9 protein-coding genes are annotated in these 12,106 nt (G+C 72.7%); 3 read left to right on the forward strand and 6 right to left on the reverse strand.

Features of this window, described 5'->3' with window-relative positions; translation table 11 throughout:
* Positions 1 to 1,026, reverse strand: coding sequence for a PHP domain-containing protein (locus ACIRB7_RS11880; RefSeq protein WP_403595943.1), 1,026 nt, complete (start codon positions 1,024 to 1,026; stop codon positions 1 to 3).
* A gap of 11 nt (positions 1,027 to 1,037) precedes the next feature.
* Positions 1,038 to 3,122 (reverse strand): SpoIIE family protein phosphatase, encoded by a 2,085-nt coding sequence (locus ACIRB7_RS11885; protein WP_403595946.1) that lies wholly within the window; start codon positions 3,120 to 3,122, stop codon positions 1,038 to 1,040.
* A gap of 100 nt (positions 3,123 to 3,222) precedes the next feature.
* Between ACIRB7_RS11885 and ACIRB7_RS11890 the strand changes: the two genes are divergently transcribed.
* From ACIRB7_RS11890 to ACIRB7_RS11900, 3 genes are all read left to right on the forward strand, one after another.
* Entirely contained in the window at positions 3,223 to 6,711 is a 3,489-nt protein-coding gene (locus ACIRB7_RS11890) for an AfsR/SARP family transcriptional regulator (protein WP_403595948.1), read from the forward strand.
* A gap of 120 nt (positions 6,712 to 6,831) precedes the next feature.
* Positions 6,832 to 7,032 (forward strand): hypothetical protein, encoded by a 201-nt coding sequence (locus ACIRB7_RS11895; protein ID WP_030216321.1) that lies wholly within the window; start codon positions 6,832 to 6,834, stop codon positions 7,030 to 7,032.
* 204 nt (positions 7,033 to 7,236) lie between these two features.
* Positions 7,237 to 8,415, forward strand: a complete 1,179-nt coding sequence (locus tag ACIRB7_RS11900; protein WP_403595951.1) for an acyl-CoA dehydrogenase family protein — start codon at positions 7,237 to 7,239, stop codon at positions 8,413 to 8,415.
* A 27-nt stretch (positions 8,416 to 8,442) separates the two neighbouring features.
* On the opposite strand, the gene ACIRB7_RS11905 is transcribed toward ACIRB7_RS11900, so the two are convergent.
* Genes ACIRB7_RS11905 through ACIRB7_RS11920 form a run of 4 tightly spaced genes read right to left on the reverse strand, consistent with a single transcriptional unit; the run spans position 8,443 to position 12,099 of the window.
* The gene (locus ACIRB7_RS11905) at positions 8,443 to 8,745 is read right to left on the reverse strand and encodes a Dabb family protein (RefSeq protein ID WP_403595955.1); all 303 of its coding nucleotides are present in this window, start codon (positions 8,743 to 8,745) and stop codon (positions 8,443 to 8,445) included.
* A 50-nt stretch (positions 8,746 to 8,795) separates the two neighbouring features.
* Positions 8,796 to 9,992: an aminotransferase class I/II-fold pyridoxal phosphate-dependent enzyme gene (locus ACIRB7_RS11910; protein ID WP_403595958.1), complete on the reverse strand. Its 1,197-nt coding sequence runs from the start codon at positions 9,990 to 9,992 to the stop codon at positions 8,796 to 8,798.
* Positions 9,982 to 11,310 carry an MFS transporter gene (locus ACIRB7_RS11915; protein WP_403595961.1) on the reverse strand — a complete coding sequence of 443 codons (1,329 nt, stop codon included), beginning with the start codon at positions 11,308 to 11,310 and terminating at the stop codon, positions 9,982 to 9,984. Before ACIRB7_RS11915 ends, ACIRB7_RS11910 begins: the two co-directional genes overlap by 11 nt.
* Positions 11,311 to 11,349: 39 nt before the next feature.
* Positions 11,350 to 12,099 carry an SDR family NAD(P)-dependent oxidoreductase gene (locus ACIRB7_RS11920; RefSeq protein ID WP_403595964.1) on the reverse strand — a complete coding sequence of 250 codons (750 nt, stop codon included), beginning with the start codon at positions 12,097 to 12,099 and terminating at the stop codon, positions 11,350 to 11,352.
* Positions 12,100 to 12,106: the final 7 nt, after the last annotated feature.

Genomic DNA, 12,106 nt, shown 5'->3' on the forward strand with positions numbered 1-12,106 from the left:
TCAGGCCCGCGTCCACTCCAGCAGCCGCTCCGCCGGCCACGTGTTGATCACCCGGTCCTCCGGCACCCCGCACTCCTCCGCCCGCGCGCACCCGATGATCTGCCACTCCAACTGGCCGGGCGCGTGCGCGTCCGTGTCCACCGCGAAGTACGCCCCCGCCGCCACCGCGAGCCTCAGCAGCCGCCGCGGCGGATCGAGCCGCTCCGGGCGGCTGTTGATCTCGACGGCCGTCCCCGCCTCCGCGCACGCGGCGAACACCCGCTCCGCGTCGAACTCGGACTCCGGCCGCAGCCGTCCGCCCGCCACGAGACGGCCCGTGCAGTGCCCGAGGACGTCCATCAGCGGGTCGCGCACCGCCCGTTCGAGCCGCCGGGTCATCGACCTCGCGTCCATCCGGAGCTTCGAGTGGACCGAACCGACCACCAGGTCGAGGCGGTCGAGCAGCTCCGGCTCCTGGTCCAGCGAGCCGTCCTCCAGGATGTCGCACTCGATCCCGGTCAGCAGTCGGAACGGCGCCCACTCCTCGTTCAGCCGCGCCACCACGTCCAGTTGCTCCCGCAGCCGCTCCGGCGAAAGACCCCGCGCCACCGTGAGCCGGGGCGAGTGGTCCGTGAGCACCGCCCATGCGTGGCCGAGCTCCGCCGCCGCACGGCCCATGTCCTCGATCGAGGCTCCGCCGTCCGACCAGTCCGAATGCAGGTGGCAGTCGCCGCGCAGGGCCGCCCGCAGCGCCTCGCCGCCGGTCCCCGGCTCGGCCGAACGCAGCGACTCCGCCAGTTCCTCCTCCAGGTGCGCCAGATACTCCGGCACCCGCCCCGCCAGCGCCTCGCGCACCACAGCCCCCGTCTTCGGCCCGAGACCCTTCACGGACTCCAGGGTGCCCGCGGCCGCGCGCCCCGCCGCCTCGCCCTCCGGCAGGGCGGCGACCGCGGCGGCGGCCGTACGGAAGGCCTTCGCCCGGTATCCCGGCGCCTGTGCCCGCTCAAGCAGGAACGCGATCCGGTTCAGGGCGGCCACTGGGTCCATGACGCTCCTCCTCAGGCACCGTTCGCCGCGGTGCCGGTCGGCACCGTCGCCGGACCGATCTCGCACCACACGGCCTTGCCCTCGCCGCGCGGTTCGACCCCCCACCGGGAGGCCAGCGCGTCGAGCAGCATCAGTCCACGGCCCGAGGTCGCGGCCTCGCCGGGGGTACGCCGCCGGGGCCACGCGCTCGACCGGTCCTGCACCGAGAGCCGCACCCGCCGCACCGGCTCGGGCAGCACCTCGAGGGTGAGCACCGCACCGCCCTCGGTGTGAAGGAGCACGTTGACGAGCAGCTCGCCCGTCATCAGCTCGGCGTCGTCGGCGAGTTCCGGCATGCCCCAGTCCCGCAGCGCCTGCCCGACGGCCGCGCGCGCGTCCGAGAGGCCCTGCGGATCGGCCTGGTGGATGTACTGGTGGATGCGCGGCGCCTTCGGCGTGCCCGGGTCCGGGCTGCGCCGCAGCACCAGCAGCGCCACGTCGTCGCCCGAGCCCCAGCGCTCCCACAGCCGCTCGGAGAGGTGGTCGGCGAGCGCCTCCGCCTGCGGCGGGCCGCTCCCGATCGCCTCCGAGAGCGCGGCGAGCCCGGTCTCGATGTCCGAGCCGGGCTGCTCGACGAGACCGTCCGTGCACAGCACGAGGGTCTCTCCCGGCACGAGGTCGAGCCGTGTCTCCGGGAACTCCTCGTCCCCGAAGAAGGTCGCGAGCCCCAACGGCAGCCCGCCCCGCAGATTGGGCTGTCCGACCCGGCCGTCGGTGTGCCGGATGAGCGGCCCCAGATGCCCCGCCCGCACCGCCCGCAGCGTCCCGCTCCCCAGATCCACCTGGGCGTACGTGCAGGTGGCGAAGCGGTTGGTGTCCAGCTCGGCGAGAAACCGGGAGGCCCGGGCCAGCACCGTCGAAGGGGCGTGGCCCTCGCCGGCGTACGCGCGCAGGGCGATCCGCAGCTGCCCCATGATGGCGGCGGCGTGGGTGTCGTGCCCCTGGACGTCGCCCACGACGATCCCGACCCTGCCCCGGGGCAGCGGGATCACGTCGTACCAGTCGCCGCCTACCTGCCGGCCGCTCCACGCCGCGTGGTAGCGCACGGCGATCTCGCCGCCGGTGATCGCCGGGATGCGGCGCGGCAGCATCGTCGCCTGGAGGCCGGTCGCCAGCTCCCGTTCCTCGTCGAAGAGGATCGCCCGCTGGAGCGACTGGGCGACGATCGCCGCGAGCCCGAGCGCGAGGTTGCGCTCGTCTGCGTTGAACGAGGTACGGCCCCGGTAGAAGAGGGCCATGCCCCCGAGGGAACGCGCCTGCGCCACCAGCGGCAGATAGCAGGCGGCCCGGAAGTCGAGTTGCGCCAGGTAGGGGGCGAGTTCGGGGAAGTCCTGCCCGAGCGACGGGAACGAGGAGACGAACCGGGGCCGCCCGCTCAGTACGGCCTCGGCCAGCGGAAGCGCCCGGTCGAGACGGCGGATGCGGAGGTCGTCGAGCACGTCGAGCGACTCGCCGCTGAGCGCGATGATGTTGAGCGAGCCGTTCTCGACGAGTCCGAGCGCCAGACCGTCCGCGCCGAGCCGGGCGAGCCCGCCGGGGCCGGTCAGCGCGGCGGTCACGTCGTCGACCGTCACCGCGCGCGACAAGGCGTTCGTCGTCCGCTCGACGATGCTCGTCTGGACCTCGCGCCGCTTCTCCAGTTCCTGGACGAAGGCGAAGCGGGTGACCTCGGCGGTGGTGTCCCGTACGACGCCGACGATCCGCCGGGCCCAGCCGTCGGCCGAGCGCAGGATCCGGGCCTGCACATGGATCCAATGGGGTGTTCCGTCGTCCTGCGGGATGGGGAAGTGCGCGGTGTACGAGACCTCGCCGCCGGTGACCGCCTGCCGTACGACCCCGTCGAGCCGGGCCCGCTCCTCGGGGGCGAGCCGCGCGACGAGCGTCTCCGGGTGCCCGTCGAAGGCGTCCGGAGACAGCCCGAAGACCAGCAGCCCCGACGTGTCGACATCGATGGTGCCCGTGTCGAGATCCCAGTCGAAGCTGCCGGTCCTGTTCATGGCGAGCCACTCGGCGGGCCCGATCTCGCCATTGCGCGGAGGCCGGTCTTCATCGGTCATCCTCCCCATTGTCGAACCCGCACCCCGCCGACGCCATGGCGATGACACGGCGTGGCGCGAGTTCGCCTCGGCCGGGCCCGGGGTGCCGGGGGCCGGGGAAATGCCGGTGGGGCACCAGTGTCCGGCGGGGCAGAATGGGCCGGTGAAGCCGTCCTACCGTGTTCTCGGTCCGTGCCAGGCCTTCCGTACCGACGACGGGACGGAGGCCGGCCTCGGCGGTATCAGGCTCCGGGCCCTCCTGACCGCGCTCGCCGCGGCGGGCGGGCGCGCGGTGAGCCCGCCCGCGCTCATCGACCAGGTGTGGGCCGCCGACGCCGATGCCGACCCCGCTCTCGCCGGGGACCGTGTCCAGGACCGGACGGCGGCGCTCCAGGCCCTCGTCGGCCGTCTGCGCCGGGCCGTGGGCCGGGACGCGGTGGAGTCGGTCCCCGGCGGCGGCTACCGGCTTGCCGCCGAGCCCGATGCCGTCGACCTGTACCGCTTCGAACGCCTCGCCGCCGAGGGAGCCGCCGCCCTCGCCGCAGGGCACGCGGCGAGCGCCGCCGACCTACTCGACGAGGCCCTGGGGCTCTGGCGCGGCCCCGCCCTCGCGGACCTGCCCGGCCGGGACACCGACCCCCTGGTCGTACGGGTCGACCAGCGGCACACCCAGGCGCGGCGCGACCGGCTCGCCGCCGACCTGGCCCTCGGGCGGGCCGGCGAGGTCCTCGCGCCGCTCGCCGCCCTCGCGGCCGGACAGCCGCTCGACGAACCACTCCAGGCCCTGCGGATCCGGGCCCTGCGCGCGGCAGGGCGGCCCGCCGAGGCCCTCGCCGCGTACGAGGAGGTACGCGCGGGCCTCGCGGACCGGCTGGGCACGGACCCGGGACCCGAACTGCGCTCCCTGCACGCCGAACTCCTGACCGACGGGACACCGCCCCCGCCCCCGGGGGTCCCGACCCGCGCGCCCGCCCTGCCCGCCCGGCTCACCTCGTTCATCGGCCGGGACGGGGAACTCGGCGCGCTCGCCGCCGCGTGGGACGACCGGCGGCTCGTCACGCTCACCGGCCCGGGTGGCGTGGGCAAGACCCGCCTCGCCCTGGAGGCGGCCGAGACGTACAGCGGCCCGGTCCATCTCGCCGAACTCGCCTCCGTACGCGAGGGGGCCACGGTCGCCGCCGCAGTCCTCAGCGCGCTCGGGGCGCGCGAGACCCATCTCTGGCACCGCCCCGCCGCCCCCGGGACCGGCCCCGACGACCGGTTCGCCGACCTCGTCGAGCACTGCGCCGGGCGGCGGATGCTGCTGGTCCTCGACAACTGCGAGCATGTGATCACCGAGGCGGCCGAACTCGCGCAGGCCCTCCTCACGCGCTGTCCGGGAGTGACCGTGCTCGCCACGAGCCGGGAACCGCTGGGAGTGCCGGGGGAGGTGGTGCGTCCGCTGGGGCCGCTGCCGATGGCGATGGCGCTGCGCCTCCTCGGGGAGCGGGGCGCGGCGGCGCGACCGGGGTTCGCGGTCGGGGAGGACCCCGAGGCGGCGGCGGAGGTGTGCCGCCGTCTCGACGGGCTGCCGCTGGCCATCGAGCTGGCCGCGGCGCGGTTGCGGCTGCTGTCGCCGCGGCAGATCGCGGACCGCCTCGACGACCGGTTCCGGCTCCTGACCTCGGGTGCCCGGACGGTGCTGCCGCGCCAGCAGACCCTGCGGGCGGTGGTGGACTGGTCGTGGGAACTGCTCGACGGGCCGGAGCGGGCGGTGCTGCGCCGCCTTGCGGTGTTCACGGGGGGCTGCGACCCGGCGGCGGCGGAGAGGGTGTGCGCCGACGGCCAGGGTCCGGACGGACGGGAGGATCCGGACGGCCGGGATGTACGGGACGCGCCGGACGTGCTCCATGTGCTGGGCGCCCTTGTCGACAAATCGCTGGTCGTGGCGGCACCGGGAACAGGACCGGGGGTGGGCCCGGGGACGGGGGCGGGCCCGGGGCCGGTCCCGGACGGCGAGGGGATGAGGTACCGACTCCTCGAGACCGTCGCGGAGTACGCCGGGGAACGGCTCGACGAGGCCGGGGAGCGGGCCGCGACCGAGCGGCGCCACCTCATGTACTACCGGGAGCTCGCCCGCCGCACCGACCCCGAGCTGCGAGGGCCGGGACAGGTCACCGCCATCGCCCGACTTGAACGCGAGCACGACAACCTGCGCGGCGCCCTACGGACGGCCGTGGCGCTCGGCGACGAGCAGGAGGCGCTCTGCCTCGTCCACTCCCTCAGCTGGTTCTGGCAACTGCGCAACCACCAGATCGACGCCAGGACCTGGGCCGTGGAGTCCGGCCGCCTCGGACCCGACCCGTTCCAGGAGCCCGTCCGCCGCGCCGAGCCGTTCGACGGCCGGTGCACGGACGTACCGCCGCCGTGGACCGGCGAGCGGCTGCTGGAAGCCCGGCGCGGCGGCCACCTCTACGCGCTCGCCACCCAGGGCGGTCAGGGCGCCGCCGCGCTCGAACACCCCGAGACCCGCGCCCGCCTCGACGCGCTGGTCTCCGCGTACCGCCCCGGCCTTCCGCAGACCTGCCGCCAGCCGGGGACGATGTGGCACTTCGCACGGCTCATGACCGGAGAGCTCCCGAGCCTCGACGCCACCCTCACCTCGATCGTCGACGCCTGCCGCGCCCACGCCCCCGGCTGGGACCTGGGCTTCGCGCTCCTCATCCGGGCCAAGCTGGTAGGACACGGCCCCGCCGCCGCCGCCGAGGCACTTGCCCTCTTCGAGGCCGCCGCGGACGCCTGGGGCATCGCGGAATCCCTCGCGGCCCGGGGCGAGGCGTACGAGCGCGCGGGCCGGCTTGCCGAGGCCGCCGCCGACTTCGAGCGGGCCACGGACGCCGCCGCCCGCGTCGGCGCGCGCTCCCAGGTGCCCGTCTTCACCGCCCGCCTGGCGGCGGCCAGGCTCAGGCTCCGCCCGGACGGGGACCCGGAGGCCGAACGACTCCTGGCCGAAGCCGCCGACGAGGCGGGGGAGTGGGGCGCCGAGGCCGCGGGCTCCGCGCGGATGCTGCTCGCCCAGCACTACGGCGACACCGGACGCACCGACCTCGCCCGCGCGCAGCTCTCCCTCCTTGAGGGCGAGTTCGGGGACGCGACCCCGGCCCTCTTCTGGGGCCTCGTCGGCGGGATGTGGGCATGGCTGGACTGCGTGGACGGCGGCCCGTACGACCGGGCGGTGCGGCGCCTCGCGCGCGCCGCCGCGGACGTGGAGACCCTCGCCCACCTGGTCGCCCCGTACCTCCTTCTCGTCCAGTTCGCGACGGGCGCATGGGCGTTCGCCGGGCGCGGCGGACCGGGCGACGCCGAGACCGGCGCCCGGCTCCTCGGCGCGTACGACGCCCACGCGGGCTCCACGACGGACGGCGGCTTCCGCCCCTTCAGCCCGGAGACGGAGACCCTGATCAGGACCCGCGCCGAGGAGACGGTCCGCGCCTGCCTCCCCGCGGCGGCATACACCCACCACCATGAGGAGGGCGCCACGCTCTCCCTCCGGGCGGCCGCGGAACTCGTCCGCGGCGGCGGGGAGCCCCCGGACGCCTCACCACGGCCCCGTACGGGCCCGAGCGCCTGACCACGGCCCCGCCGGGCCTCAGCCGTGGGCCCCCCGGGCACGGCCCCCGCCTCGCCCGGATGCGGTCCGGGTGGTCGGACACGAGAATGGCCAGTGCCGGAAGAACACGTAGGAGGCGGCATGAACGCTGAGCCCGACAAGACGTCCCTGGGGGACTTCCCGACGCCCGACCGGTTGCTGCACGCCGGGTCGGAGGGCGAGTTCACGGCCGAGGACCTGGTCCTCGCCTCAGGCCGTGACGTGAATCCGAAGAGCCTCGCCTGGGCGGAACGCCGTATGGCGGAGAAGGGTCGCGCCTCCATGGACGAGCTGTTGCCGTAGGCCGCGTGCCTCGGCCCCCTCTCCGTACCCCTCCCCACCCCGTCGGCCCCGGCTCGGCAGCTCCGAGCCGGGGCCGCGGGCTGCCCGGAGCCGTTCCGAGGCGTCCCGAGCCGTCCCGAGCCGTCCCGAGGCTTCCGCATTTGTGGAACACGTTCTACCGTGGCCGCCGTCGCGCGTCGCAGGTCCGCCGCCACGGGAGGCCCCATGCACCTCGAGTACACGCCCGCCCAGAACCGCCTCCGCGCCGAGCTGCGCGCGTACTTCACCGAGCTGGTCCCGAACGACGTCCACACGCGATACGCGGACCCGATCGCGCAGAAGCGCTTCTACCGCGAGACCGTGCGACGGCTCGGCGCCGACGGCTGGCTGGGGGTCGGCTGGCCGACCGAGTACGGCGGCCGCGGGCTGACCCCGATGGAGCAGTTCATCTTCTTCGACGAGGCGGCGCAGGCGGGCGTACCGCTGCCCCTCATGGCCCTGAACACGGTCGGGCCGACGATCATGCGGTACGGCACCGACGAGCAGAAGGCGTACTTCCTGCCCCGGATCCTCTCCGGCGAGATCGACTTCGCCATCGGCTACAGCGAGCCCGACGCGGGCACCGACCTCGCGGCCCTGAAGACCCGAGCCGTACGGGACGGGGACACGTACGTCGTCAACGGGCAGAAGATCTGGACCACCAACGGCGACACCGCCGACTGGGTCTGGCTCGCCGTCCGCACCGACCCCGAAGCCCCGCCCCACAAGGGCATCACCATGCTCCTCGTCCCCACGGCCGACCCCGGCTACTCCTGCACGATCATCAACACCCTCGCCTCGCACGACACGACCGCCAGCTACTACGACGACGTCCGGGTCCCGGCCTCCCGCCGGGTCGGCGAGGAGAACAAGGGCTGGCGTCTGATCACCAACCAGCTCAACCACGAACGCGTCACCCTGGCCGCCCACGGCACCATGGCGATCCGCGCGCTCCACGACGTGCAGCGCTGGGCCGCCGCCACCCCGCTCACCGACGGCCGCCGCGTCATCGACCTGCCCTGGGTTCGCCGCACCCTCGCCCGCACCCACGTCCGGCTCGACGCGATGAAGCTCCTCAACTGGCAGATGGTGAGCGCCGTCCAGCACGGCACGCTCACCCCGCAGGACGCCTCCGCCGTCAAGGTCTACGGCTCCGAGGCCCGCCGGGACGCCTACGCGGCCCTCATGGAGGTCGTCGCCGCCGCCGGCGCCCTCAAGGAGGGCTCGGCGGGCGCGGTCCTCCACGGCGAACTGGAACGCGGCTACCGCTCGGCCGTCATCTTCACCTTCGGCGGCGGCAACAACGAGATCCAGCGCGAGATCATCTCGTGGATCGGCCTGGGCATGCCCAGGGTCCGCCGCTAGGACGCACCGGACACCGACCGGTACGGCTCAGTCCTCGACGTCCTCGACGTCGACGATGACCCAGTCGCTGATCTCACGCCACAGCCGGACCGACTCCTGGTGGAAGGGGTGCACGATGTACCGGTCGACCGCTTCCATGTCGTCCAGGACCCCCTCGGCGAGGAAGTCGTAGGCGATCGCCCTGGTGGAGACGTTGCGCCCGTAGCGCCACGCGCGGAGCTCGGGCACCTCGCCGCCCACCTTGGCGGTGGAACGTTCCGCTTCCACGGCGCGCGGGTCGTTCCAGTCGATCCCGGGCTTGAACTTGAACAGCACGACATGACGTATCACGGAGCATCTCCTGCGGATGGGTGAGGGGGTGAGCGGGTGGGGGCTGTGCCTCAGGCCGGTCGGCCGTTCGCTTCCTGTTCGGTGGCGTTCCAGAACGCGGACAGTCGGGCGACCGCTTCCCGGAGCCGTTCCTCCGGCGCGAGCAGGCTCACCCGTACGTATCCCTCGCCGTGCGCCCCGAACCAACGGCCGGGCGCCACCGCGACCTTGGCCCGGGTAAGGAGCTCGTCGGCGAAGGCGACGGACCCTCCGCCGCCGGGTATCGGCAGCCAGGCGAAGATCGACCGCGGTACGTCGATCCGCCAGCCGGCCTCCCGCATCCCGGCCACGAAGACGTCCCTGCGGCGTTCGTAGATCCCTGTCAGTTCCCGGACGCAGTCCTGCGGGCCGGACAGGGCCGCGACGCCGGCCCGCTGGATGAACGGCGGGAGCGAGACGTAGTAGTGCTCCTGGATGAGGTTGATCGCGGCGACGACGTCACGGTTGCCGACCACGGCGCCGATCCGCCAACCGGCCATGTTGAACATCTTCGACAACGAGATGAACTCGACGCCCACGTCCTTGGCGCCTTCCGTCGCCAGGAACGAGGCCGGGACCTGTCCGTCGAAGCCCAGGGCCCCGTAGGCGAAGTCGGACGCCACGATCACGTCGTGCTCGGCCGCGAAGCGGACCGTGTCCTCGTAGAACTCCGGTGGCGCCGTCACCGAGGTGGGGTTGTTGGGGTAGTTGAGGAACATCAGCTTGGCCCGCTCGCACGTCGCCGGGTCGAGCGCGGTGTAATCGGGCAGGAAGCCGTTCTCCCTCAGGAGCGGGAGGGGGTGCATATGGGCCCGGGCGAGGACCACGCCCGCCCAGTAGTCGGGGAAGGCCGGGTCGGGCATCAGACACACGTCGCCCGGGTTCAGGAAGCACTGACTGATCTCCACCAGTCCGGCCTTCGCGCCGAACAGGATCGCCACCTCCGTCTCCGGGTCGAGCTCGACCTGGTGGTTCGTCTCGTACCACTGGGCGATGGCGGCCTTGAGCTCGAGCAGTCCCGAGAAGGACGGATACCGGTGTGTGCCGGGGTCGAGCACCTCGCGGCGCAAGGCCTCGACGATGTGCGGCGGAGTGGGCAGGTCGGGATTTCCCTGGCAGAGGTTGACGACGTCCTCACCGGCTCCGACGAGCTGGTCGATCCTGCCCACGGTCGTCGCGAAGGAACTCCTGGGCAGATCGAGGAGCCGTCGCGCGAACTCAGTCTTCATGTGCCGCAACCCCCGCCTCGCGCGCCCTGTCCTTGTCCTGGCCCCTGTCCGCGTCCTTGCCGGTGCCCGGAGCCGCGTCGCCATCCGGGGATCCCTCGTGGCGACGCCTGTACACCCACCCGCTCAGGCCGAACGCGACGAGCGTGATCCCGGCGCAGACATAGCCCACGGCGGAGAATCCGTACGCCGTGAACAGCGGGCCGAGCAGGGCCGCGCCGAGGGCCACGCCGAGGTTGGTCGCGAGGCTGTAGAAGGCCAGGATGGTGCCGCGGTGCTGGGCCGAACACTCGCTCAGCAGAGTGCTGAGCAGCGTGACGACCAGGCTCTGCATCGCGCCCCACAGGAAGAGGCAGACGACGAGCAGCGGTGTCCACCCGGTGACGAGCGGGATGGCCACCAGAGCCGGGACCAGCCCCGCGAGCAGGGCGACCAGCACCCTCTCCTTGCCCAGTTGGTCGGCCCACCTGCCGGTGAGGAAGCTGGTCGCGAACCCCAGCCCGTAGAGGAGGATCATGACGCCGGTCATGGAGCTTCCCGAGCCGAACCGGTACTGCAGAGCGCTGCCGAGGAAGGTGTACATCCCGTAGAAGGCGAACATGTTCAGGAAGGTGGCCAGCACGTACACGGACACCTTCGGTCCACGGAGCGCCTGGGCAGCCGATCGCGCCCAGCCCTCCTCCGACGGCTCCGCGGCCTTCCCCGACGGGGCCGCCCCGGCCTCGGCTCCGGCGGGCTTCCCGCCACCGAACAGGAGCAGTACGAAGACGACGAGGGCTCCCAGGATCGCGAGCAGCCCGAAGGTCCAGCGCCAGCCCGCCCATTCCCCGACGAACGACCCCATCGGCACGCCGAGGACGAGCGAGATCGACCAGCTCGACACGAGGATGCCCATGGCCCTGGCACGGTGCTGGTACGGAATCCGGTCACCGACGAAGGCATAGGCCGTGGGGACGAACGCACCTGTGGCGAGTCCGGCCAGCACCCTGCCCGCGAAGAACATCCCCGGCCCCGTGGCGGAAGCGCACAGGATGGTGCCCAGGACGAACATCACCATCCCGACGACCAGGCTGAGCCTGCGCGACACCCGGTCCCCGAGCGGAGCGAAGAGCAGTGCGCCGACCGCCGTACCGATGCCGTAGACGCTGACCGACAGCGCCATCAGGGCCACCGTCGCGCCGAAGGACTCGGCCATGTTCACGAGCAGCGGTGAGACCACCAGTTCCTCGGAACCGACGGCGAAGATCCCCGCCATCAGCGCGAGGACTGTCAGGACGGGAAACCCCTGGGGGTGCTCCTCGTCGGTCGAACGGTCCGACACTCCAGCCAACCTTTCATTCGTGCATGGGGAACAAGACGGCTAGATGGCCGTGTAACCGCCGTCTACCGTGAGCGCGCTGCCCGTGATGAACGACGACTTCTCCGAAGCGAGGAACAGGATCGCGTTCGAGACGTCCTCCGGCGTTCCCAGGCGTCCGATCGGATTCAGTTTCGCCTTCTGTTCCTTGATCTCGGCGTCGTGTCCGTTGGACACGTCCGTCATCGGGGTGTCGATGATGCTGGGGCAGACGCAGTTCGCCCTGATGTTGTACCGGGCGTAGTCGACGGCGAGCGATTTCGTCAGCATCATCACGCCCCCCTTGGTGGAGTTGTAGGCGGCGATGCCGGGCCAGGCCACCAGACCGCTCACGGAGCAGACGTTGACGATGACTCCGCTCGTCGCCGCGATCATCTCGCGCAGCGCGTGCTTGGAACACAGGAACATGCTCTTCAGGTTGGTGTCGACCAACCTGTCCCACTCGTGCTCCGACATCTCGTGGAAAGGAGTGGTTATCTCGATGCCGGCGTTGTTGACCAGGACGTCGAGCCGGCCGTAACCGTCGACGGCGGCGGCTATGAGGTTCCGGCAGTCCGCCTCGACCGTCAGATCCGTCGGCACGAAGACGGCGTCGTGTCCGTCGCTCCGGAGCGCGGCGACGACCTCGGCACCCCCCTTCTCGTCGATGTCCGCGACGACGACCTTCGCGGACTGCCGCGCGAAGTCGATCGCGGTCTGCCTGCCGATCCCCGATGCGGCGCCGGTGACAATGACCACCTTGTCCTCGAACATGAGCAGG

Source organism: Streptomyces sp. NPDC093795, assembly GCF_044764665.1.
Classification (GTDB): domain Bacteria; phylum Actinomycetota; class Actinomycetes; order Streptomycetales; family Streptomycetaceae; genus Streptomyces.